Consider the following 22,923-nt stretch of genomic DNA (forward strand, 5'->3'; position numbering starts at 1 on the left):
GCCGGCGGGGGCGGTCCCGGTCGATGCCCTTCGGGACCGCCCCCGCCCCCGCCCCGCGGAGCGGAGAGACGGTCACGTGCTCAGACGGCGCTCAACCCGCCGTCCACCACCAGGCTCTGCCCGGTGATGTAGGAGGCGCGCTCGGAGAGCAGGAAGGTGACGGCTTCCGCCACCTCCCAGCCGGTGCCCTGGCGTCCGAGCGGTATCCGGCTGAACGAGGTGGAACGCGACGCCCGCCGGGCCGAGGCCTCGCGCCCCATCGGGGTGTCGATGAGGCCCGGGACGACCAGGTTGGCGCGGATCCCACGCGGCCCGCCCTCCTTGGCGACATGGCGCGTGAGACCGAACAGGCCTGCCTTGGAACTGTCGTAGGCGGGCGAGTCCGTGGCCGCGCGCAGCCCGGCCACGGAACCGACGAAGACGATCGAGCCGCCGTCGGAGAGCGCGGGCAGTGCGTACTTGGCGGCGAGGAAGGGAGCGCTCAGGTTGAGCGAGAGCACACGTTCCCACTGCTGCGGTGAGGTGTCCGCCAGGCCCGCGCCGAGGCCGATGCCGACGTTGACCACGAGCGCGTCGAGCGTGCCCAGTTCGCGAAGGGCCTCGGTGACCATGGCCGAGGACTGGTCGGGATCCGTGGCGTCGCCGGCCAGGGGAAGGCCACGGGAGCCCTCCTCACCGACCAGGGCAGCGGTGGCCGCCGCGGCGGAGGGGGAGACGTCGGCACAGGCCACGGAGGCTCCCTGGCGGGCGGCGAGCACGGCCACCGCACGTCCGTTGCCCACCGGGGCCCGCGGATCGTCGCTGGGGCGGGTGCCCGCGCCGATGACCAGCACGTTCCGGCCGGTCAGGAGGCCGGCCGGGTGGATCGCGGGGTGCCGGGGCTCAGGCATCGTTGCGGTCTCCTTCCTTCGCGTCCGCTCCGGCCCCGGGCAGAGCCTCCGAGTTGTAGCCGGGTTCGAGCCGCGTACCGGCGGAGTTCAGGAAGAACGCGACCATGTGGTACTGGCCGACGAGCATGGTGATCTCGATCAGCTGTGCCTCGTCGTGGCCGGCGGCGAGTGCGGACCAGGTGGCCGCGGACAGGCGTGCGTCCCGGTGCAGTTCGTCGGCGGCACGCAGCAGATCGGCGTCGTCCAGCGCCCACCCCTGGGCGTCCGGCCCCGCGCCCACCCGCTGGATCTCCTCGTCGGTGACCCCGGCGGCCCGGGCCAGCGGCACATGGCGCCCCCATTCGTAACCGGCGCGGGTGTTGCACGCGGTACGCAGGATCAGCAGTTCCCGGGTCCGGTCCGGAAGACGGCCGTCGCGCAGCAGGTGGCTGCCGAACGGCAGGAAGTGCCGGAAGAGGCCGGGGTGCCGCACCAGGGTGGTGAAGACGTTGGCGACGTGGCCGTCCGCGTCCCGGGGAATCGGGGCGAGCAACTCCCGCGTGGACGGGTCCCAGCCGTCCTCGGGCAGGGGCGCGAGCCGCGGTCCGGTGCCAGCGGCGGCCAGGTGGGGTCGGCGGTGGTGCTCGTCGGTCATGGAGGTCTCCGCTCTCGTCGTCAGGGTGGCCGTGCCACTGTGCTTTCGGCGGCCGGGGATTGTCGACGGCTCCCCGGCCAAGGCCGGACGGCGGCATATTGTTCAGTTGCACAACGGCCGGTACCGAAGGGGCGGAGGTGAGGTCCATGCCCGTACGGTCGGGCGCGACCGCGCCCCTCGAACGGGTCATCGCCGCCATGGCCGCGCAGCAGTGGCCCCTGGGCGGGCGGTTGCACGCGGAGCTGGCGGACCACATCCCCTCCTACCGCGCGGTCCCGCGGGAACTCCTGGACGAGATCTGGCACCGGCACTTCCAACGGGCTCTCACGGTGCTGCGAGCGGGGACGGTGCCCGCGCCGGAGGACTTCGACGAAGCCGATGTGGCCCGGGACCGTGCCGCCCGGGGCGTGCCGCTCAGCGACGGGCTCCGCGCCTTCCGCCGGGCGCTGAGCGCGATACGCGATCTGTTCCTCGCGGAGGCGACCCGACGCGCGCTGGAGCCTGGCCTCATCGTCGACCGCACCAAGTGCCTGTGGGAGCTCGCGGACGTCGCGAGTCTGCGGATCGCCGCCGTCCACCGGGAGGCAGAGGTCGCCTCCGCGCTGCTCGACGCCCGGCGCCGCGCCGACTTCCTCCGCGGGCTGCTCCACGGGACGCTGAGCACGGCGGCGATCCACAGCGGTGCGGCGATCTACGGACTGGACCCGTCGCGGCCGTACCGGGCCATCAGGGCTGTCTCGAACGGCGATGCCGCTCCGGACACGCTGGAACGCTCCCTGGAGTCCCACGGCCGCGGGCACGGCCGGGGCGCGCTGCTCACCGTGCTGGACGAGACCGTCGCCGGAGTCGTCGAGGCAAAGCCGGAGACCGGTGACCTTCAGGTGACGGCGGGGCTCGGCCCGCCGACGGACCTGACCGCGGTGCACCGTTCCTTCCGTGCCGCCGGCAGGCTGCTGGAAGCCGCCCGTGCGTACGCTCTGCGTGGCGTGTACGACCTGGGCGACCTGTCCTGGCGGGTGGCTGTCGTCGCCGAACCGGACCTCGCCGAGCTGCTGCTCGACCGCTATCTGCGCCCACTGGAGGCGGAGGGGGAGTTCGGTGCGCTCATCGAGGAGTCGGTGCGGGCATACCTGGAGAGGGGACGGCGCGTCCGCGAGGTCGCCCGCGGCGCACACGTCCATGTCAACACCGTCCGCTACCGGCTGCGTCGTTTCGAGGAGCTGACCGGCACCGGTCTGGACGCTCCGGACACCGCGGTGGAGCTCAGCTGGGCGCTGGCGGCACGCGAGCTGCGGACGTCTCCACGACGTCCGGCATGAGCGGGCCACCGCGCCTGCCGCAACCGCTCAAGTCCGCCACGCCGTGCTACACGGCGGACGAGACCGCACGTCCTCGCCGGGTTTCAATACATCGGTGACCTAGTACAGGGTGGTGCCCAGCGGTGGAGAAGCGGATGACGGAGCTCAGCGAGAGTCATGACGATCCGTTCGCCCTGCACCTTGCCGCCTTGGCGGTGCTCGACGACCGGGGAGTCGTGGTCGGATGGAACCGGCGGGCGCAGGACCTGCTCGGCCATCAGGACGCGGCCGTGCTCGGTCGCCGGGCATTCGAGTTCCTTGTCGGTCCTCGCGATCTGCCGGCCGCCAGGGAGGCCGCGGCCGACTGCAGGAGAGCCGGCGGCTGGTTCGGTGTGCTCCCCTTGCGGCACCGCGACGGGCGGCTCGTGGAGATGGGGGTCAGGGCCCATGAGGTCGCGCGCGAGGGGCGGGTCCGTGAGTGGTTCGTCGCCGGGGCACTCGCGGCCGACGTCCTGGAGTGGCAACGGGACCGCGCGGTTCTCGACGGCTTGTACCGCCGGTGCCCGATCGGCCTGGTCGTCCACGGTCCCGACCTGAGGCTGCTCCGCGTCAACCGCGCCATCGAACGCTTCAGCGGCGTTCCGGCAGCGGACTTCCGGGGGCTGCCCACCGGGCAGATGCTCGTCCCCGACGACGCACGCAAGGCCGTGGACCGGGTGCGCCAGGTGATGGAGACCGGGAAACCGCTGGTCTACTCGGAGCAGTTCGCCCGCCTGGAGCAGGATCCGGCAAGGGAGCGGGTCGCACTGGTCTCGTCCTTCCGGATGGAGGACCCCTCCGGCCGCGTCCTGGGCGTGGCCGAGATGATCGAGGACATCACCGAACGCCATCGGGCCCAGCGTCGGCTCGCCCTCCTCGACCAGGCCACCAGCCGTATCGGAACCACCCTCGACGTGGCGGAGACCGCCCGGGAACTGGCCGAGGTGATGGTGCCGCACCTCGCCGACCATGCGTCGGTGGACCTGCTCCAGGCGGTGACGCGCGGAGAGGAACTGGTGCGGGCCCTGGCGGGGCCCGTGGTGCGAGTGGGGGTCTCCGGCGTCGGTGCCCAGCAGCCCGGCCCGCCGCATCCCGAGGGCGAACCGGTGACCTTCGGACCCGACACACCCCAGGCCAGATGCCTCGCCGAAGGGCGGCCCGTCCTGGAACCGGTTGTCCCGCCCGAGCGGTTCTCGGCGGAAGGCCGCCAGGGGGCCCATGCTCCGGACCTGGGTGTCCACTCCCTGATCGTGGTGCCTCTCGCCGCACGCGGCCTGGTGCTCGGCGCGATGACCCTGTGGCGTTCGCGCCGCCCCGATCCCTTCGAGGCCGACGACCTCACCCTCGCCCAGGAACTCGCCTCGCGCGCCGCCGTCGCCATCGACAACGCCCGGCGCTTCACCCAGCAGCAGCAGACCGCGTTCACCCTGCAGAGCAGCCTTCTGCCCCGGGCGGTCGCGGACCAGCCGGCCGTCGAGGTGGCTCTGCGGTACTTGCCCGCCAGCGCGGCCCCGGGCCTGGGCGGCGACTGGTTCGACGTCATCCCGCTGTCCGGGGCCCGGGTCGCCCTGGTCGTCGGCGACGTGGTGGGACGCGGTATCCACGCTGCCGCCACCATGGGCCGGCTGCGCACCGCCGTACATACGCTCGCCAGTCTCGACCTGGAACCGGACGAGGTCCTCTCCCGCCTGGACGACCTGGTCAACCTGCTGGCGGCCGAACAGGAGGTGGTCGGCGAACGGCCCGTGGGCGAGCAGACCGTCGGCGCCACCTGCCTGTACGCCGTGTACGACCCCGTGTCCCGCCGGTGCTCCATGGCCCGCGCCGGTCACCCGCCGCCGGTGGTGACCGCGCCGGACGGACAGGTGGCTCCGCTCGACCTGCCGGCCGGCCCGCCGCTCGGCCTGGGCGGCCTGCCGTTCGAGGCCCGGGAGATCGAACTGGCCGAGGGGAGCTTGCTGTGCCTGTACACCAACGGAGTCATCGGTGAACGCCACATCGACGCCGACACCGCTCTGACCAGGCTCTGCGCAGCGCTCACCCGCCCCGCGGACGCCCTGGAACGGACATGCCAAGCGGTGGTCGACTCGCTCGTGCCGTCTCGCCCCAGCGACGACGTCGCTCTGCTGATCGCCCGCACCCGCATGCTGCCACCGGACGATGTCGCCTCCTGGCATCTGCCGGCGGAGCCCGCCAGCGCGGCCCGCGCCCGCGCACTGATCTCGGCCAAGCTGACCGAATGGGGTCTGGAACACCTGGCGTTCACCACCGAGTTGATCGCCAGCGAACTGGTCACCAATGTCTACCGGTACGCCGGCGGCCCCGCGACCCTGCGGCTGATCCGTGAACGGTGGCTGGTGTGCGAGGTCAGCGACACCAGCCATACCTCGCCACACCTGCTTCGCGCCCGTACCACCGACGAGGGCGGCCGCGGCCTGTTCCTGGTGGCCCAGATGGCCGAACGCTGGGGCACCCGCTACACCCGCGAGGGCAAGACCGTATGGACCGAACAGCTACTGGCCGGCACACTCACCTGACCGTTCGGCGGCTGGACTTCCAGCCGGTTCCTGTGCAAGCATCCGTCCCGGTCACGAAGCCGATCGCGCCCCTGGACGAGCGTCGGCCGGCAACCTCGCCCACCGCGCAAGGTGCCCTCCAGGGAAGACCAGGCCCCCACGGCCTGTGGGGGTAAGCGCGGATCTCCCTGCCCAGCGGGTAAGGGGGTCCCTCTCGCACGGAGGCCCTCATGCCCGCTGGCACACGGATCGCCCGGATGCCGCAGTGGACGCACTACCAGCAGGCGGTCGTGGACATCGAACTGCCCGAAGGCACGGTCCGAGTGGCACCGGCACCGCGCGGGGTGACGGTCGGCTCGTTTCCTGCCCCGGACGGGGAGACCATCCACGTCGTCACGGCCCACAACCCTCGCGGCCGTCTCGCGTCCCGACCGGACAACGACCGCGCCCACCGAGAAATGCTCGGCCTGCTGCGCCGACGGGAACTTCGGTGGTGGCCCGCTGTCGGGGGTGACGCGGACAGCAGGCACACCGAGGTCAGCGCGGCGATCGTCGGCCTGAGCGACCACCAAGCACGAGCGCTGGGGCGGCAGTTCGGCCAGGACGCGGTGTTCGCCTGGTCGACGACGACATGGAGGCTCCTTTCCTGCTCCGGCCCCGAAGAGGTACTCACACGCGGCTGGCAGTCCAGTCGGACCGGGTGATGTGCACGGCCTCTGAGAGGGCGGCCACGGCTCAGTGCCCGGCGGACTCCTCGGGGCGCGCGCGGCGCGGCAGGAGGAACGAGAGCAGGAAGGTCAGGGCGAGCATGCCGTCGACGATCCACAGCACCGTCTTCATGACGGAGCCGAACCCGCTCCGGAAGGCCGACGACGCGGTGGCGTCCAGCGCGGCGGGTATCCGGGCACCGGCCTGTGGTGAGGTCACGGCGGACCGCGAGTCCTTCTCCAGGCGCGCGCAGGACGCCGGGGTCGCGGCAGGATCCTTGGCGACGGCGCGGTCCGAGGCGCACTGACGCAGGTCCGCCACGACGCGCTCCTGGACGGCGGGCGCCACGTGCGCGGCAGCCAGTCGACCACGCAGGCCGGCCGAGTGGTGGTCGACGGCGGTGGCGACGCCGCCGCCCAGCAGACCGAAGAACACGGTGCCGAGAAGGGCCACGCCGAAGGCGCCGCCGAGCTGCTGCATCGCGGTCATCGTGCCGGACGCCGAGCCCGTCTCGTGCTGTTCGACACTGGCGAGCACGATGTCGAAGAACGGCGCCATGAGCAGCCCCATCCCGGTGCCGGTGACGAGCAGGGCCGGCAGGAGCTGCCAGGGGCCGACGCCGCCCCCCACCATGTCGAGGGTCAGCCACACGCCGAACACACCGGCCGCCATGACCAGTGCGCCCGCCTGCAGTACGGCCCGTCCGAACCGGGCGACACCCTGAGCGATCCCGAAGCCGACGATCATGCCGCCCGACCAGGGCACCATCACCAGTCCGGCCTTGAGCGGCGAATATCCGAGGCCGAGCTGGGTGTAGAGGTTGAAGACCAGCATGAAGCCCTGCATGGTCGAGAAGAAGACCAGCCCCAGGATCATGCCGCCACTGAACCCACGCTTGCGGAAGAGGCTCGGGACGACCAGCGGATCCTGGCCGGCCTTGCTGCGGCGCGCCTCGTACGTGCCGAAGGCGACGAAGACGACCACCGAGGCGGCCATCATCAGGAACGCCCACACAGGCCAGTCGTACTCACGGCCCTGCACCAGCGGGAAGATGATGAGCAGCGCGGCCAGCGAGACCAGGACCATGCCGGGGATGTCCAGGCGCGGCTTGCTGCCGGACCGGCCCCTCGGCAGGTAGCGCAGGGCGCCGAGGAAGGCGGCCGCACCCAGCGGCAGGTTGATCAGGAAGATCATCCGCCATCCGGTGCCGAAGTAATCGGCGTCCACGAGCCAGCCCGCCAGGATCGGCCCGCACACCGCGGACAGTCCCATGACCGGGCCGAACATGCCGAAGGCCTTCTGCGACTCCTTCGGCGGGAACATCTCCTTGATCATGCCGAGGCCCTGCGGCAGCATCACCGCGCCGAACAGGCCCTGTACGACGCGTGCGACGATCAGCATCCCGGGTGACACGGAGATCGCGCAGAGCAGCGAACCCAGAGTGAAGCCGGCGGCCCCCACGAGGAACATGCGGCGACGCCCGTGAATGTCCCCGAGCCGCCCTCCGGTGACGAGCCCGACGGCCATCGAGAGGGTGTACGCGGCGGCCAGCCACTGCAGAGTGGAGGCACCGCCGCCGAGGTCGGCCCGCATGGAGGGGCCGGCGATGTTCGTGACGACGGCGTCGAGGAGATCCATCACCTCGGCCGCGAGGATCACGAAGAGTGCAGCCCAGCGCCACCGGTAGGGCGCTGGTGAGTCGGCGGGCGCCTCGACGGACGCGACACCGGTGGTGGACATCGGAACTCCTCGATGAGGTGGGAAGGCGGATGACCGGACATGCGAGAGAACAGTGTTCACCGTAGCAGAACACTGCTCATACAGAGAACGGTGTTCATCAAGATATAGCGCAATGCTGCGACGCCGACAAGATATATCGCGTATTCGCCCCGTGCTGCTCCGCGTAAGCGGCAACGGACGCGGACGGAGAACACTGTTCTCCCGACGCCTAGACTGTCCTCATGACCGACGCGGCCGCCGACACCCCCGAACCCCCTCCGCCGTCTCCCTGGGAGCGTGAGCGCCCCGCTCGTGCCCGTGTCGCCCCGGCGCGCACCCCGCTGTCGCGCGAGCGGGTCGTCGAGGCCGCCTTCACCGTGCTGGACCGCCAGGGCCTCGACGGACTGTCGATGCGCCAGGTGGCGGCCGAACTCGGAGTCACGGTCTCCGCCCTCTACGCCTACGTCAGCTCCAAGGGCGATCTCCTGGAACTGATGTACACCCGGCTCTACGACGGCTTCGAGATGCCCGAGCCCGCCCCGGAGCGGTGGCAGGAGCAGGTGCGGGACTACGCCCGCTCCGCACGGCACCGCCTGCGGTCCCACCGGGACATGGCCAGGATCTCCATGGCCCACGTTCCCTTCACCGCCGAACTGCTGCCGCACGTCGAGGCGTTGCTCGCCATCTTCCGTACCGCCGGGCTCCCCGACCGCATCGCGGCGGAGGCGGGTGACCTCATCTCCACCTACATCGACGGGTTCGTCCTGGAGGAGGGCATGTGGCAGGACCGCGCCACCCAGCACGACGGTGACGGTTCCTCGCCGGCCCGGCCCGACTGGCGCGAGATGGCCGACAAGATGCAGGACTACTTCGCGTCGCTTCCCGCGGAGGACTTCCCCCACCTGCGAGCCCTGTCCGGGCTGATGGTGACGGGTTCCTCCGAAGGGCGGTTCGACATCGGCCTGGAGATCATCCTGCGCGGCCTGGCGAGCTACCTGCCCGAGTCGGCGGCCGGCATGTGACGGGCCGGCCGCGGCTACTTCGTGCGCAGCATGAGGGCGTAGCGGGTGTTGTCCCCGTACACGCCGGTCTCGTCCCCATGGACGCCGAACCGTTTCTGGAACCGGGCCACCGCCTGCCGGACCTCCGTGCCGAAGCGGCCGTCGATCGCACCGCCGTCGTAGATCTGCGGGATCTGGAGCAGACGTACCTGCAACTCGTACACCCCGTGGCCGCTGTCGCCCTCACGCAGTACCCCGGTGCCCGGGATCTCGGGAAGCCGGGTGTCGCCGGGCAGGGGCCGTTCCGGTTGCCCCAGGGACGCGGGCGGTGCCGTCGACGCGGAGGGCTCGTTCGTGAACAGCGAAGAGGCGAGGATCAGGCCGCTCACGGTGCCCAGCCCGAAGACGCCGGCGATCCGGGTGCGCCGCCGGTCGGTGGAGCGCCGATGTCCCCGGCCTCCCTCCGTCAGGGGCGTCGGGTCGTGAGCCGGGCGTGGTGGCGGCACATGGGGCGGGGCGATGGGAGGCGCCGACGGAGGCCCGGGGACGGGGCGGACTGCCGGCGGTCCGGGCCGCGTCGGGCCCGCGTCGCTTGTGGCGGGCTGCTCTCCCGCCACCCCTGGCATGCCGCGCGACCACAGCGGCTGCACCCCCGCGGGGGTGGGAACCAGGCGTGCGGCTCGACTCCCCGTCCACTGAGTCCGCGGCGGATACGCGGGCGACGGCGGCTGCGGCGGGTGTGGAGGGTGCGGAGGGTGCGGAGGGTGCGGAGGGTGCGGAGGGGGAGGTGAGGGGGCACTGGAAGGATCTGTGCGGACGCGGCCCCCGGCCGTTTCGCCGTGGTGCTCGAAGGACCACGGCGAACTCGCTGTTCCCTGGCCTGCGTCCACGACGTGAAGCTCGGCCCGCGCGGCGTCGAGGGCGTCCAGGATCGCCTGGAAGGAGTCCTGCAGCCTCTCCCCGGCCTCACGCTCCGACGCGAGGGAGGGCTGTGGTGCGGGGCCGTCGCGGTCCATCGGCAGTCCTCCTCGGCCCACATCCGTGGGACACCCGTTTCCTTCTGCGGGATACGCAGTCCGTCCGGGGTTGTCTCAATCCGCCGGGGCCGGTCGGCCGCGACCGGTAGGCGCCGGCGCTTGCCCGGTGCGCCCCGGGTGCCGGCGGTCTCTCACCCGGCGTCCTCGCGCAGTGCGGTGTCGATCTCGCCCAGCGCATGGGTCAGCCGGGTGTAGTCCCCGGGGTCCAGTGGGTCGACGAAGTACCGCTGGACGACGCGGGCGTGGACATCCGCGGCCCGGAGGAAGGCCGCACGGCCCTGCCGGGTCGGTTCGACCAGGGCCACTCTGCGGTCCTCGGGAGACGGCAGGCGGCGGACCAGGCCGGCTTCCTCCATGCGGTCGATCAGACGGGTGGTGCCGCTGCTCGTGAGCGTGAGGTCGTCGGCCAGCTGTCGCTGCGAGACCTCTTCACCGGGCTGTCGGCAGAGTCTGATCAGCACCTCCATCATCGTGTGGCTGATACCGCACTCCTGCCGCAGCGCCGTGTCGATCCGCTGCTCAAGGCGGGTGGCGGACTTGATCAGCAGCCCGAAGTCGTGGACGAGCGCGCTGCTGGCGGCGCGGGCGGCGGCTTCGTCGTCCGTCCGGATCGCGTCTTTCACCTGGTCGAGCCCTCCAGTCGGTGCCGGCCCGGAAGGGCCCCTCCACGCGAGTTTACTGTTCCATCACCTACTGATGTCTCAATTGCTGAGCAGTCAATTGCTGACTGATCAGCGAAATTCTATGGTGGACACGCGCCACCTCACCGGAGATGCCAGGGAAGAGGGAGAGACCAGTGGACCTGCAGTACTGGCTGGGCCGAGCCACCGACGCGATACAGGAATGGGCCGACACCTTCGGCCCCTACCCGGCACACGCCTCCGTCCTGGTCGAAGACGACAGGTTCGGCGAGGCGTTCGAGGAGTTCACCGGGCGGCTGAGCGACAACTACCCCTTCTTCCACCCGCGCTACGCCGGCCAGATGCTCAAGCCCCCGCACCCGGCCGCCGTGGTCGGCTACCTCGCCGCGATGCTGATCAACCCGAACAACCACGCCCTGGACGGCGGCCCCGCCACCGCACGGATGGAACGCGAGGCCGTCGCACAGCTGGCCGCGATGTTCGGCTACGACGCCCACCTCGGCCACCTCACCACCAGCGGCACGATCGCCAACCTCGAAGCACTCTTCGTCGCGCGCGAACTCCACCCCGGACAGGGCGTCGCCTACAGTGCCGAGGCCCACTACACGCACGGCCGCATGTGCCATGTCCTGGGCATGAAGGGCCACCCGGTCCGCACCGACGGCCGGGGCCGCATGGACCTCGACGCCCTGGAGGACCTGCTGCGCACCGGTGACGTGGGCACCGTCGTCCTCACCACCGGCACCACCGGACTCGGAGCGGTCGACCCGGTCCATGAGGCCCTGGTCCTGAAGGAGCGCTACGGCGTCCGCATCCACGTCGACGGCGCCTACGGCGGCTTCTTCACCCTGCTGGCCGGCGCCGACGGCCCGGAGGGGCTCCCATCCGAGCCCTGGCGGGCCATCGCGCAGTGCGACTCGATCGTCGTCGACCCGCACAAGCACGGGCTCCAGCCCTACGGCTGCGGCGCCGTTCTCTTCCGCGATCCCGGGGTGGGCCGCTTCTACCTCCACGACTCGCCCTACACCTACTTCACCTCCACCGAGCTCCACCTCGGAGAGATCAGCCTCGAATGCTCACGGGCAGGAGCCTCCGCGGCTGCCCTGTGGCTCACCTTCCGGCTCCTGCCGCCCACCCCGCAGGGACTCGGCCAGGTGCTGGCGGCCGGCCGGCGCGCCGCGCTGAACTGGGCGGAGCTGATCACCGCGTCGGACGTCCTGGAGCTCTACCAGCGCCCGGAACTGGACATCGTCAGCTACTTCCCGGTCGTCGAACCCGCCACCCTGACCGGCATCGACACCGCCTCCGCCCGCATCCTGAGCGACGGCATGACCGGCCCCGACCCGGTGTTCCTGAGCACCCTCAAGGCCGGCCGGGAGGCGTTCACCGCACGACACGCCGAGATCACCGCCGACGCCCAAGGTGCCCGCATCCTCCGCAGCGTCCTGATGAAGCCGGAGTCCGAGCACCACGTCAAGCACCTGCACACCCGCGTCGAGGAGCTCGCACGGTCCCGGTGATCACGTGTGCGGCCCCGCCCCGGGCCTCGCGCTCCGGTCAGGCGAGTGTCACTTCCACCGGCAGCTTCTTGATGCCGTTGACGAAGTTGGAGCGCACCCGGGGCACCTCGCCGGCCAGGCGGACGCCGGCGAGGCGGGGGATCAGCTCCTCGAACATGATCCGGATCTCGGTGCGGGCGAGCAGGTTGCCCAGGCACAGGTGCGGGCTGCCCTTGCCGAAGGTCACGTGGTCGTTGTTCCGCCGGGCCACGTCGAAGTCGTACGGATTGCCGAACACCTCCTCGTCGCGGTTGCCGGAGGCGTACCACATGACGACCTTGTCGCCCTCCTTGACGCGCTTGCCGCCGAGCTCAACGTCCCGGGTCGCGGTGCGCCGGAAGTGGTAGACGGGGGAGGCCCAGCGCAGGAACTCCTCGACCGCCGCCGGGATCAGGGACGGCTCGTCCTGGAGGCGGGCCAGCTGCTCGGGGTGCTGGAGGAGGGCCAGCATGGAGTGGGTGATGGTGTGGCGGGTGGTCTCGTTGCCGGCCACCACCAGGAGCAGGAAGTAGTTGTCGAAGTCCTGCGGGGAGAGCGGGACGCCGTCCCGCGGGGTGGTGTTGACCAGCTTGGACACCAGGTCGCCGGCGGTGCCGCCGCGCCGCTGCCGGGCCAGTTCGCGCCCGTATGCGAAGACCTCCAGGGAGGCGGGGGAGCGGAAGGGCAGGTCGCGGTACTTCTCGCTCTCCTCGCTGTGCAGCAGGACGTCCGCGTAGTCGGGGTCGGTGTTGCCGATGATGCGGTTGCCCCAGTCGATGAGCTGCTGGTTGTCCTCCTGGGGGACGTCGAGGAGGCGGGCCAGGACGTTGATGGGGAAGTCGGCGGAGACCTCCTCGACGAAGTCGAAGGTCCCCTTGGCCAGGGCCGCGTCGAGGGTCCGGGCGGTCAGGCCGCGGAGGAAGTCGGTGTAGCCGCTGATGACGTCGGCGCCGAACTGGCGCTGGATGACGCCGCGCAGGGCACGGTGGCGGGCGCCGTCCAGCTCCAGGATGGAGGCGCGCTTCCTGATCTGGTCCTCGTCGACCTCCTCCAGGTTGACGAACCGGGTGGAGGTGAAGGTCTCGGCGTCCCGGTCGACGCGCGCGATGTCGGCGTGCCGGGTCACGGCCCAGAAGCCGGAGTTGGGGGCGCCCTCGGGCTGCCAGTGGACCGGGTCCTCATGGCGCAGCGTGTGGAACATGCGCCAGGGGGTGACCCCGTCGGTGAAGTTGTCCAGGTCGGCGAGATCGACGTCCGCGAGCGGCAGCGGCTCGGGCAGATCGGTGGTCCGGGTCTCGGTCGTCATCGTCAGGCTCCCAGGTGGCACGGGTCGTAGGGCGTCACAGGTCGTAGGGCGTCACGGGTGACAGGGCGTCACAGGTGGTAGGCGTACTCGGTGAACTCCCAGTCGGTGACGTGCCGTCCAAAGCGTTCGACCTCGTTGCGCTTGTAGGAGAGGTAGGAAGTGGTGAAGTCCTTGCCGAGCAGCCCGGCCAGGGCGGTGTCGGCCTCCAGCGCGTCGAGCGCGGCGGACAGGTCCCTCGGCAGCATCGCGGCCCTGGCGGTGTCGTAGCCGTAGCCCTCCAGCGGGGCGGCGGGCTCCTCGCCGGCCAGGACACCCAGGAGCGCGGCGGCGACGGTCGCGGCGACGGCCAGGTACGGGTTGGCGCTCGCGTCGCCGAGGCGCAGTTCGAGCCGGGCGCCGGAACCCCGCTCCGGCGGGATGCGGACCATCGCGCTGCGGTTGTCCAGGCCCCAGTCGATCAGCCAGGGGGCAAGCGTGTCGGGGCCGAAGCGCTTGTACGAGTTGACGGTCGGGTTGAGCAGCGCGGCCAGGGCGGGCGCGTGGGCGAGCACACCGGCGATCGCGTGCCGGGCGGTGGCCGACAGGCCGTGGGCGCCGGAGGGGTCGTCGAAGGCGTTGCGGCCCTCGGGGTCCGTGCAGGAGAGATGCAGGTGGAAGCCGGAGCCGCCCGCGTCGTTGAAGGGCTTCGCCATGAACGTGGCGAGCCTGCCCTCGCGCCGGGCCAGCTCCTTGACCGCGGACTTGAAGCGGAACGCCCGGTCGGCGGCGGAGAGGGCGTCGGAGTGCAGCAGGTTGATCTCGAACTGCCCGCCGTCGAACTCGTGGTTCCCGCTGAGTACCCCGAGGCCGAGGCCGCGGACCTGCCGCAGGGTGCGCAGCAGGTGGTTGTCGGGGTCGGCGCGCAGGCCGGCCGTGTAGACGACGCCGGGGGTGCCGGCATAGCGGCGCCAGCCGCCGGCCGGTTCCGGATCGCACAGGAAGTACTCCAGCTCGGGTCCCACGACCGGGCTCAGCCCGTACTCCCCGCACCGGTCGAGGACCGAGCGGAGCAGGTCGCGTGGCGACTCGGGGACAGGCGCCCCGGTGGCGGGGGCGACGACATCGGCGAGACAGGCGGCCACCCCCGGTTCCCAGGGCAGCGCGACCACGGTGTCGAGGTCGGGCCGTACGCAGATGTCCGGCAGGCCGGCGTCCAGGCCGCCGCTGACCGGGACCACGTCCCCTTGCGGGCTGGTGTGGTACACGGCCCGGCAGAAGGCCAGCCCGTGCTCCACGGCCCGGGGCAGCTCCTCCAGGAGTACGTCACGGGCCCGGTCCGTGCCGATGAGGTCGGGATACGTCACCCGGACGACGTCGATGCCGTCGGCGGCGAGCCGGTCCACGTGCCGGCGGACTTCTGACAGGTCTTGATCGCTCACCGTTGTCTCCTCGGACGGACGGACGTCGGGGCACCGCCTTCCGGACCGGGGGTCCGGGAGGCGGGTGGCGTGGGTGGTGAGGGCGGGGGCGCGATGACGCGGGCAGCCGTCCGGCCTGTTGTTTGAAACCAAACGGTAAGGAGGGGTGCACCGTGCCGCAAGGGGGCGACCCGAAGAATTTATCCATACGGATAGCTATTGACCAGGGGGTGGCGCCTGCCTACCTTGTTTGAAGCCAAACGAGTTCGGGATGCGGTTCGCCGCACCCCGTTGGCAGGGCCCGGCCGATATGACCGGCCGGGCCCACTTCTCCCACCCCCTTCGCTCCCGCTTCCTCAGGAGGAACGGCCATGAAGGTCGTCGTCGACATGAACAAGTGCCAGGACCACGGCCAGTGCGTCTTCGCGGCCCCCGACGTCTTCTCGCTGGACGACGCGGGCCACCTGGCGTACGTCTCCGACCCGGACGGCGCGCTGCGCGACGAGGTCGAGGAAGCGGCCGACGTCTGCCCGCTCCAGGCCATCCGGGTCGAGGCCTGACCATGATGAACGCCCGTATCGTCGTCGCCGGCGCCTCCATGGCCGGCCTGCGCGCCGCCGAGCAACTGCGCGCGGCGGGCTGGAGCGGAGCGATCACCCTCGTCGGCGACGAACCGCACATGCCCTACAACCGGCCGCCCCTGTCCAAGGAGGTCCTGGCCGGCAGGGCCCCCTTCGAGTCCCTTGCCTTCCGGCCGCGCGCGAGCGTGTCGGACGTCGAGTGGCGGCTGGGCAGAAGGGTCACAGCCGCCTGGTTGGACGAGCGGACGGTCCGGCTCGACGACGGCGCGGTGCTGCCGTACGACGGACTGGTCGTCGCCACCGGGATGCGCCCCCGGCGCCTGAACTGCCCGGGACCGCTCGCCGGCCGGCACACGGTCCGCACCCTCGACGACGCCCGGGGTCTGCGCGATGAGCTGATCCGGCCCGGTGTCCGGCTCGTCGTGGTCGGTGCGGGGTTCATCGGCTGCGAGGTCGCCGCGACCGCGGTGGGGCTCGGGGTCGCCGAGGTGACGGTCGTCGATCCGCTGCGCCTGCCGATGGCCGGGCCGCTCGGGGAGCTGCTGGGCCGGGCGCTGCTGAGGCGGCACGAGGAGCGCGGGGTGCGCTTCGCTCTGGGCACCGGGGTGGCCGGGTTCGCCGGTGCGGGGCGGGTCACCGGTGTGGTGCTGAGCGACGGTTCCGTGCTGCCCGCCGATGTGGTCGTCGAGTCGGTGGGATCGGTCGCCAACACCGAATGGCTCGACGGCAACGGGCTCGATCTCGCCGACGGTGTGCTGACGGACGGGCTGCTGCGGGTCGGCGGGCGTCCGGAGGTCGTGGCGGTCGGCGACGTGGCCCGCTTCCCCAACGCCCGTTACGACGACGTACCGCGCCGGGCCGAGCACTGGTCGATCCCGACCGACACCGCCAAGCACGCGGCGAGGGTGCTCGTGGGTCATCTCTCCGGAGAGCAGGACGAGTCGGCGCCCTTCGCGCCGCTGCCCACCTTCTGGAGCGACCAGCACGACTTCCGGCTCCAGTCCTTCGGAGCGCCTGTGCTGGGCAAGGGCGACGTCCGGGTCCTCGACGGCGACCCGGACGGGGACGTTCTCGTCGGCTACCGCCGCGACGGCCGGCTCGTCGGGGTCGTGGCGCTCGGCGGCCGGACCGTCGCCGCGTCCGCCGCCCGCTACCGCGCCGAACTGCTCAAGCAGCCCGCACTGACTGTTTAAGGAGCCTCACGTGGCCAGTCTCCGTGGTTACTTCCATCCGAAGACGGCGAGCGGTGCCTCGTCGCTGATCCCCTCGCCTCCGTGGCGGTACTCCGGTGACCTGCTCACCGTCGAGTACCGCACGGATCCCTCGCGGGTGCGTGAACTCCTGCCCGAGCCACTGGAGTTGGCCGACGACGATCCCGGTGCGGTCGCTCTGATCTGGGCCGACTGGCAGTCGTGCTCGGCATCGGGGGAGGAACTGCTGGATCCGGTGCGCGCGCAGTACAAGGAGGCGTTCGCGGTCGTGCGCTGCCGGTACCGGGGGCGGACGTACTCGCGGTGCGTCCACATCTGGGTCGACAAGGACTTCGCGATCGCTCGCGGGCTGCACCAGGGGTATCCGAAGAAGCTCGGGTCGATCCACCAGACGCGGCCGCACCCCTATGGGCCCGCGCCTCGGATCGAGGCCGGGGCGCGGTTCGGGGCGACGCTGGCCGCGGCGGACCGGCGGTTGGCCCAGACGGTGGTGACGCTGCGGGAGCCGGCCGAGACGAACGGGTTCGTGAACGGGCATCCGATGGCTCATCACCGGTGGCTGCCTTCGATCGAGAAGGGCGAGGGGCTGGCTCTGGATGAGCTGATCGAGTCCGGGGCCGCGGCCTTCGAGGGCGGTCAACCGTGGGTCGGCGATGCCGAGCTGGAGCTGTTCGAGGCGCCCACGGAGGAACTGGCCCGGCTGGAGATCCGGGAGCCGATCGCCGCGTACTACCGGCAGGTCGGGGTGGTCTGGGACGGCGGACGGTTGCTGGAGAGCGGGACCTCCGGAGCGTCTGCCGGGTGAGGCCGGTGACCTGCAGTAGCCCCTTCTTTCCATAGGAGTCCTTCTCATGGCTGACAGAATCATCGTTGCGGGAGTCTCCATCGACACCCGGCACTGGATCGGCGGTCGACGCGTCGCCTCCGGTGACACCTTCACCGACACCTCTCCCCTCGACGGCAGCACCCTCGGTGACATCGCCCGCGGCGGCCCCGCCGAAGCCCGCGCCGCCGTCGCCGCCGCCCGCGCCGCCTTCCCCGCCTGGGCCGCCACCCCCCGCGCCGAACGTGCCCGGCTCCTGAACGCCGTCGCCGACGGTGTCGAGAAGCGGCTCGAAGAGCTCGCGATCGTCGAGACCACCGACAACGGCGCGCTGCTCCGTTCCCACCGCCGTGGCGTCATGCCCCGCGTCGCCCACAACTTCCGCTTCTTCGCGGACTGGCTGCTGAAGCTGGAGCACGACGATTTCGACACGCGCGGACACACCAACCACGTCAGCTGGGACCCCGCCGGCCCCTGCGTGCTGATCACCCCGTGGAACGCCCCGCTCATGCTGGCCACCTGGAAGGTCGCCCCGGCCCTCGCCGCCGGGAACACCGTCGTCCTCAAGCCCGCCGAGTGGTCCCCGCTCACCGCCTCCCTGCTCGCCGACATCGCCGCCGAGGCCGGGTTGCCCGCCGGAGTCCTGAACGTCGTACAGGGTTACGGCGCCGAGATCGGCGACGCCCTCACCTCCCACCCGGACGTGCGCCGGATCAGCTTCACGGGGTCGGTGCCCACCGCCAAGCGGATCGCCGCCTCGGCCGCCGCCAACCTGACGCCCTTGAGTCTTGAACTCGGCGGCAAGTCACCGCTGTTGGTGTTCGCCGACGCCGACCTGGACCTTGCCGTGGACCTCGCGGTGGAGCAGTACGACAACGCCGGGCAGGTCTGCCTCGCCGGGACCCGTCTGCTCGTCGAGGAGTCGGCCGCCGAGGAGTTCACCCGCCGTTTCGTGGCGAGGGCGAGCTCGCTCGTGCAGGGCGACCCCCGCGACGAGGGGACCGACATCGGGCCCAACATCCACCCCCGTCAGCTGGAGAAGATCGACGGATTCGTACGGCGGGCCGTCGCGGCCGGCGCCCGTGCCGTGATCGGCGGACACCGTGAGCACGGCCAGTTCTACGCCCCGACCCTGCTCAGCCAGGTCGAGCAGGACAGTGAGATCGTCCAGGAGGAGGTCTTCGGACCGGTCCTGACCCTCCAGACCTTCGCCGACGAGGAGGAAGCCGTCCGGCTCGCCAACGACACCCGGTTCGGGCTCGCCGCCACCCTCGCCACCGGCGACCCCGAGCGCGTCCAGCGCGTCACCTCACGGCTCGTCGCGGGCACCGTCTGGGTCAACTGCTTCTTCGTCCGTGACCTCCAGGCGCCCTTCGGCGGCTCCCGCCTCTCCGGTGTCGGGCGCGAGGGCGGTACCTGGAGCTTCGACTTCTACTGCGACCTGAAGAACACCGTCACCGCACCGAAGGGCTTCAAGGACCATGGGTGAGATCGTCGGGGCGGGGCTCCTCGCTCACGTCCCCACCATCGTGCTGCCGGAGGCAGACCGGCTGGAGCTCAACGAGGGCAAGGAGATCACCCTCGTCACCGGCCTTCGGCAGCTGCGCGAGGACGTCTTCGAGCGGGATGCCGCACACGAATACGACACCGTCGTCGTCCTCGACTCCCACTGGGCGACCACCGTCGAGTTCGTCGTCACCGCCCAGCAGCGGCGGGCCGGGCTGTTCACCTCCGAGGAACTGCCGCGCGGCATGTGCCGGATGCGGTACGACTTCCCTGGCGATCCCGAACTCGCCCGCAGTATTGAGCAGTTCGCGGACAAGCATGGCACCTGGATCACGGCCATCGACGACGAGTACCTGCCGATCTACTACGCCACCATCAACCTCTGGAAGTTCCTCGGCGAAGGTCTGCCCGACAAGCGGTGGGTGTCCATCGGCGTCTGCCAGACCGGTGACATGGAGGACCATCTGCGGCTCGGGCGGGCCCTCGCCGACGGTATCGCCGCCACCCCGGGACGCCGGGTGCTGCTCATCGCCTCGGGTGCTCTCTCGCACACCTTCTGGCCGCTGCGCGAACTGCGCGACCACGAGGCCAGCGACCCGGTCCACATCTTCACCCCGCAGGCCCGAGAGGCCGACCACGAGCGCATCGCCTGGTTCAAGGAGGGCCGGCACGACAAGGTTCTCGAGACCATGGACGCCTTCTGGAAGTTCAAGCCCGAGGCGAAGTTCTTCCACTACCTGATGATGGCCGGCGCTCTCGGCGAGCAGGCCTGTGTGGCCCGCGCCCGGCAGTACGGCGAGTACGAGAACTCCGTCGGCACCGGCCAGGTCCACCTCTGGTTCGACCGGCCCGCCGACGGCTGGACCGGCACCGGTCTCCCGAAGTCCCCACGCACCCCCCACAGCCGTATCTGAGGAGCCTGGCCATGCCCGAATACCGCCGTATCCTTCTCGACGGCGCCGCCGTCCAGGTCACCGTCGACGGGGACGAACTCGTCGCCGGGGACGGCCGCCGAGTCAAGGCCGAGGACGCGCAGCACCTGCCGCCGGTCGTGCCGTCCAAGGTGATCGCCGTTCATCTCAACCACCGCAGTCGCGTCGACGAGTTCCGGATCGAACTTCCGGACGCGCCGACCTACTTCCACAAGCCGACCTCCGCCCTCAACTCCCACCGGGGCGCCGTCGTCCGTCCCGAGGGCTGCAAGTGGCTCAACTACGAGGGTGAGGTCGCCATCGTCATCGGGAAGGCCGCGCGGAACATCTCCCCGGCCGAGGCGGGGGAGCACATCGCCGGCTACACGGTCGCCAACGACTACGGGCTGCACGACTTCCGGGACACCGACGCGGGTTCCATGCTGCGGGTGAAGGGTTCGGACACCCTGTGTCCGCTCGGCCCGGGCCTGGTCACCGACTGGGACTTCCACGGCAAGCGGCTGCGGACGTACGTCAACGGCGAGGTCGTCCAGGACGGCTCGACCGACGAGATGAAGTGGGACATGCACTATCTCGTCGCCGACATCGCCCGCACGATCACGCTGTACCCCGGCGACGTGCTGCTGTCCGGCACCCCGGCCCACTCCCGGCCGGTCCGGCCCGGCGATGTCGTCGAGGTCGAGGTCGAGGGCCTCGGGCGGCTCACCAACCACATCGTCACCGGTCCGACCCCGATCCGTGCCGATGTCGGCGCCCAGCCCACCGAGTCCGAGGAGGTGCTGTCCACCGCACTCGGCGGAGACTGGGAGTTCCGTGGCATCCGCCCGCCGCGCCGTTGAGCGCCAGGACCTGCGGCGGCACCCGGCGGGTAGGGTCGCGACCATGACCGAATCCGCCGAGACCCCGCGCCGGCCCGATTCCCGGTCGCGCAAGCGGCTGGGGTACGGCGAGGGGCGCGAGGCGCTGCTCAAGGCCGCGGTCCGGGTCGTCGGCCGGCGAGGACTGCGCCACCTCACCTACCGTGCCGTGGCCGAGGAGGCCGGGGTCACCCATGGTCTGGTCGTCCACCACTTCGGCTCCCGGGACGCGCTGATCGAGGAGTCCCTCGCCTACGCCGTGCGCGTCAGCCTGAGCAGCAGCCTGCTGGAGCCCGGCACCGGCCGGCCGGAGGACTTCGTCGGCGGGCTGACGGACATGGTGGAGGACGACGCGGACGGCCAGGCGTACCAGTACGAGCTGCTGCTGGAGGCCCGCCGCCGCCCGGAGCTGCTGCCGCAGGTGCGCGAACTGTACGACGAGTACTTCGGCGCCTCGCAGCGCGAGCTGGCCCGCATACTGCCCGGCGACGCGAGCCCGGCGTTCAACCGCCTGGTGTTCGCCGCGCTGGACGGCCTGGTGCTGCACCAGCTGACCGGCATCGGCGACCGCGCGGACACCGAGGCCGCCCTCGCCGAGCTGCGTTCCCTGCTGCGCACTCTGGGTGAGCGGGTGCGGGAGAACCGCGACTGAGCGTGCCCGGCCCGGAGCCCCCCGTCGCGGTCGCGCCGGGGGGTTTGCCATGCCCCGGGAGCGGCGGTTTCCCTGTCGTGAATTCCCTCCCCACCCCCTTGTCAGATGGATAGTTCCGGCCCACCATGAGGCAACTCGTTTGGCTCAAAACGAAACCTCCTCCCTTCCCCTCAGCAGGTGATCCGAGTGGACAGTCAGACGGTCGACGCCTCTCCGCAGGCCGGAGAGGGCACCCGCCCCGCGGCAACCCTCAAACGCAACGCCCTGGGTGTCCTGGGCATCCTCTTCTTCGTCCTGTCCGCCCAGGCGCCGCTCACCGGCATCGCGGGCGCCGTCCCGATCGCCGTCGCCGTCGGCAACGGCCCCGGGGCCCCGGCCGCCTATGCCGTCGCCGGAGCGGTGATCCTGCTGTTCTCGGTGGGCTTCGTGGCCATGGGCCGGCACGTCGTCAAGGCCGGCGCCTTCTACACGTACATCGGCAAGGGCCTCGGCCGGACGACGGGCAGCGGCAGCGCCGCGGTCGCGCTGTTCGCCTACTGCACGGTCCAGGCCGCGATGTACGGCCTGTACGGGTTCACCGTCAGCGGCCTGGTCGAGCACTACTCCGGCGCCCACCTCGCCTGGTGGGTGTGGGCCCTGCTGACCATGGCCGTCGTCCAGGTGCTGGGTGCCGCCGGGATCGAACTCGGGGCCAAGCTGCTCGCCGTGTTCGTACTGGCCGAGTTCAGCATCCTGCTCGCGTTCGCCCTGGTCACCTTCTTCAAGGGCGGCGGCCCCGAAGGCCTCGACTTCGGCGGCACCTTCTCGCCGGGCGCCGTGCTCCAGGGCGCGCCCGGCGTGGCGCTCATGTTCGCCGTCGCCTCGATGTTCGGCTTCGAGGCCACCGCCATCTACGGCGAGGAGGCCCGCGAGCCCCACCGGACCGTCCCCCGGGCCACCTACCTGTCGGTCGCGGTCGTCACCGGCTTCTTCGCCTTCGTCTCCTGGATGCTGGTCTCCTCGTACGGCCCCTCGAAGGTCACCGCGGCCGCGGGCAAGGCGCTGGCGGGCGGCGATTCCACGGTGTTCGTCTTCGCACCGATCGCCGGCCAGTTCGGCGGCTGGGTCAACGACGTGCTGCCGGTCCTGCTGGGCACCTCCCTGTTCGCCGGCATCCTCGCCTTCCACAACTCCGCCAACCGCTATCTGTTCTCCCTCAGCCGTGAAGGCCTGCTGCCGGCCCGGCTGCGCACCCTCAACCAGCGGCATGCGCCATGGGCCGCGGGCATGGTGCAGACGGCGATCGCGGTGCTCCTGGTGATGCCCTTCGCACTCACGGGCAAGGACCCGGTCCTCACCCTGTTCTCCTGGTTCAGCGGTGTCGGCGTCCTGGCCTGCATGCTCCTGTACCTCCTCACCTCGGTCTCCGTGATCGTCTTCTTCCGCCGCGAGCGTCTCGACACCCGGCCCTGGCAGACGCTGATCGCCCCGGCCCTCGGCGCCCTTGGCATCGCCGCCGTCATCTGGGTCGTCCTCGCCAACTTCACGACCCTCATCGGCGGCGACACCACCACGGCCACCTGGCTCGTCCTGGCCGTCCCCGCGGTGCTGCTGCTCGGGGCGGGGACCGCACGGGTCGTCCACGGCCGCTGACACCC

General features: G+C 71.2%; 20 protein-coding genes and 1 riboswitch. Of the genes, 13 read left to right on the plus strand and 7 right to left on the minus strand.

Annotated elements, in window-relative coordinates; genetic code table 11:
• Positions 1 to 80: 80 nt before the first annotated feature.
• Both ACH45E_RS05790 and ACH45E_RS05795 read right to left on the minus strand, forming a co-directional pair.
• Positions 81 to 890 carry an SDR family oxidoreductase gene (locus tag ACH45E_RS05790; RefSeq protein WP_361444411.1) on the minus strand — a complete coding sequence of 270 codons (810 nt, stop codon included), beginning with the start codon at positions 888 to 890 and terminating at the stop codon, positions 81 to 83.
• Positions 883 to 1,524: a carboxymuconolactone decarboxylase family protein gene (locus ACH45E_RS05795; protein WP_361444408.1), complete on the minus strand. Its 642-nt coding sequence runs from the start codon at positions 1,522 to 1,524 to the stop codon at positions 883 to 885. The genes ACH45E_RS05790 and ACH45E_RS05795 overlap by 8 nt, the downstream gene beginning before the upstream one ends.
• A gap of 146 nt (positions 1,525 to 1,670) precedes the next feature.
• On the opposite strand from ACH45E_RS05795, the gene ACH45E_RS05800 reads away from it, so the two are divergent.
• From ACH45E_RS05800 to ACH45E_RS05810, 3 genes are all read left to right on the plus strand, one after another.
• The gene (locus ACH45E_RS05800; RefSeq protein ID WP_361444406.1) at positions 1,671 to 2,843 is read left to right on the plus strand and encodes a helix-turn-helix domain-containing protein; all 1,173 of its coding nucleotides are present in this window, start codon (positions 1,671 to 1,673) and stop codon (positions 2,841 to 2,843) included.
• A 134-nt stretch (positions 2,844 to 2,977) separates the two neighbouring features.
• Complete coding sequence (locus ACH45E_RS05805) at positions 2,978 to 5,398, plus strand: SpoIIE family protein phosphatase (protein ID WP_361444404.1); 2,421 nt, start codon at positions 2,978 to 2,980, stop codon at positions 5,396 to 5,398.
• A gap of 49 nt (positions 5,399 to 5,447) precedes the next feature.
• A riboswitch (SAM riboswitch) is annotated at positions 5,448 to 5,562 on the plus strand.
• Positions 5,563 to 5,607: 45 nt separating this feature from the next.
• Complete coding sequence (locus ACH45E_RS05810; protein WP_361444401.1) at positions 5,608 to 6,081, plus strand: DUF3293 domain-containing protein; 474 nt, start codon at positions 5,608 to 5,610, stop codon at positions 6,079 to 6,081.
• A 31-nt stretch (positions 6,082 to 6,112) separates the two neighbouring features.
• Here the strand turns inward: ACH45E_RS05810 and ACH45E_RS05815 are convergent, their stop codons facing one another.
• Positions 6,113 to 7,825 (minus strand): MFS transporter, encoded by a 1,713-nt coding sequence (locus ACH45E_RS05815; RefSeq protein ID WP_361444398.1) that lies wholly within the window; start codon positions 7,823 to 7,825, stop codon positions 6,113 to 6,115.
• A 221-nt stretch (positions 7,826 to 8,046) separates the two neighbouring features.
• Between ACH45E_RS05815 and ACH45E_RS05820 the strand changes: the two genes are divergently transcribed.
• On the plus strand, positions 8,047 to 8,826 hold the full coding sequence (locus ACH45E_RS05820; protein ID WP_361444395.1) for a TetR/AcrR family transcriptional regulator: 780 nt from the start codon (positions 8,047 to 8,049) through the stop codon (positions 8,824 to 8,826).
• Positions 8,827 to 8,840: 14 nt separating this feature from the next.
• On the opposite strand, the gene ACH45E_RS05825 is transcribed toward ACH45E_RS05820, so the two are convergent.
• Together ACH45E_RS05825 and ACH45E_RS05830 are read right to left on the minus strand one after the other, a co-directional pair.
• Positions 8,841 to 9,194, minus strand: coding sequence for a peptidoglycan-binding domain-containing protein (locus ACH45E_RS05825; protein ID WP_361444392.1), 354 nt, complete (start codon positions 9,192 to 9,194; stop codon positions 8,841 to 8,843).
• 779 nt (positions 9,195 to 9,973) lie between these two features.
• The gene (locus ACH45E_RS05830; protein WP_361444389.1) at positions 9,974 to 10,465 is read right to left on the minus strand and encodes a MarR family transcriptional regulator; all 492 of its coding nucleotides are present in this window, start codon (positions 10,463 to 10,465) and stop codon (positions 9,974 to 9,976) included.
• A gap of 173 nt (positions 10,466 to 10,638) precedes the next feature.
• On the opposite strand from ACH45E_RS05830, the gene ACH45E_RS05835 reads away from it, so the two are divergent.
• Positions 10,639 to 12,003 carry an aminotransferase class I/II-fold pyridoxal phosphate-dependent enzyme gene (locus ACH45E_RS05835; protein ID WP_361444386.1) on the plus strand — a complete coding sequence of 455 codons (1,365 nt, stop codon included), beginning with the start codon at positions 10,639 to 10,641 and terminating at the stop codon, positions 12,001 to 12,003.
• Between the two features lie 37 nt (positions 12,004 to 12,040).
• Here the strand turns inward: ACH45E_RS05835 and ACH45E_RS05840 are convergent, their stop codons facing one another.
• Together ACH45E_RS05840 and ACH45E_RS05845 are read right to left on the minus strand one after the other, a co-directional pair.
• Complete coding sequence (locus ACH45E_RS05840; RefSeq protein ID WP_361444383.1) at positions 12,041 to 13,327, minus strand: cytochrome P450; 1,287 nt, start codon at positions 13,325 to 13,327, stop codon at positions 12,041 to 12,043.
• Between the two features lie 68 nt (positions 13,328 to 13,395).
• Positions 13,396 to 14,745, minus strand: coding sequence for a glutamine synthetase family protein (locus ACH45E_RS05845; RefSeq protein ID WP_361444380.1), 1,350 nt, complete (start codon positions 14,743 to 14,745; stop codon positions 13,396 to 13,398).
• Positions 14,746 to 15,095: 350 nt separating this feature from the next.
• On the opposite strand from ACH45E_RS05845, the gene ACH45E_RS05850 reads away from it, so the two are divergent.
• The 8 genes from ACH45E_RS05850 to ACH45E_RS05885 all read left to right on the plus strand — a co-directional run bounded on the left by ACH45E_RS05850 (position 15,096) and on the right by ACH45E_RS05885 (position 22,918).
• Positions 15,096 to 15,284 carry a ferredoxin gene (locus tag ACH45E_RS05850; RefSeq protein ID WP_361444377.1) on the plus strand — a complete coding sequence of 63 codons (189 nt, stop codon included), beginning with the start codon at positions 15,096 to 15,098 and terminating at the stop codon, positions 15,282 to 15,284.
• A 5-nt stretch (positions 15,285 to 15,289) separates the two neighbouring features.
• Positions 15,290 to 16,498: an FAD-dependent oxidoreductase gene (locus tag ACH45E_RS05855; protein ID WP_361444939.1), complete on the plus strand. Its 1,209-nt coding sequence runs from the start codon at positions 15,290 to 15,292 to the stop codon at positions 16,496 to 16,498.
• 10 nt (positions 16,499 to 16,508) lie between these two features.
• On the plus strand, positions 16,509 to 17,321 hold the full coding sequence (locus ACH45E_RS05860) for an acetoacetate decarboxylase family protein (RefSeq protein ID WP_361444374.1): 813 nt from the start codon (positions 16,509 to 16,511) through the stop codon (positions 17,319 to 17,321).
• A gap of 46 nt (positions 17,322 to 17,367) precedes the next feature.
• Complete coding sequence (locus tag ACH45E_RS05865) at positions 17,368 to 18,828, plus strand: aldehyde dehydrogenase (protein ID WP_361444371.1); 1,461 nt, start codon at positions 17,368 to 17,370, stop codon at positions 18,826 to 18,828.
• The gene (locus ACH45E_RS05870) at positions 18,821 to 19,759 is read left to right on the plus strand and encodes a 3,4-dihydroxyphenylacetate 2,3-dioxygenase (protein WP_361444368.1); all 939 of its coding nucleotides are present in this window, start codon (positions 18,821 to 18,823) and stop codon (positions 19,757 to 19,759) included. The genes ACH45E_RS05865 and ACH45E_RS05870 overlap by 8 nt, the downstream gene beginning before the upstream one ends.
• An 11-nt stretch (positions 19,760 to 19,770) precedes the next feature.
• The gene (locus ACH45E_RS05875; protein WP_361444365.1) at positions 19,771 to 20,616 is read left to right on the plus strand and encodes a fumarylacetoacetate hydrolase family protein; all 846 of its coding nucleotides are present in this window, start codon (positions 19,771 to 19,773) and stop codon (positions 20,614 to 20,616) included.
• A gap of 43 nt (positions 20,617 to 20,659) precedes the next feature.
• A complete protein-coding gene (locus ACH45E_RS05880; RefSeq protein WP_361444362.1) occupies positions 20,660 to 21,286 on the plus strand; it encodes a TetR family transcriptional regulator in 627 nt (208 codons plus the stop codon).
• A 186-nt stretch (positions 21,287 to 21,472) separates the two neighbouring features.
• A complete protein-coding gene (locus ACH45E_RS05885; RefSeq protein ID WP_361444360.1) occupies positions 21,473 to 22,918 on the plus strand; it encodes an APC family permease in 1,446 nt (481 codons plus the stop codon).
• The last annotated feature ends 5 nt before the right edge of the window (positions 22,919 to 22,923 follow it).

Source organism: Streptomyces sp. NPDC020299, assembly GCF_044387825.1.
Lineage (GTDB): Bacteria > Actinomycetota > Actinomycetes > Streptomycetales > Streptomycetaceae > Streptomyces.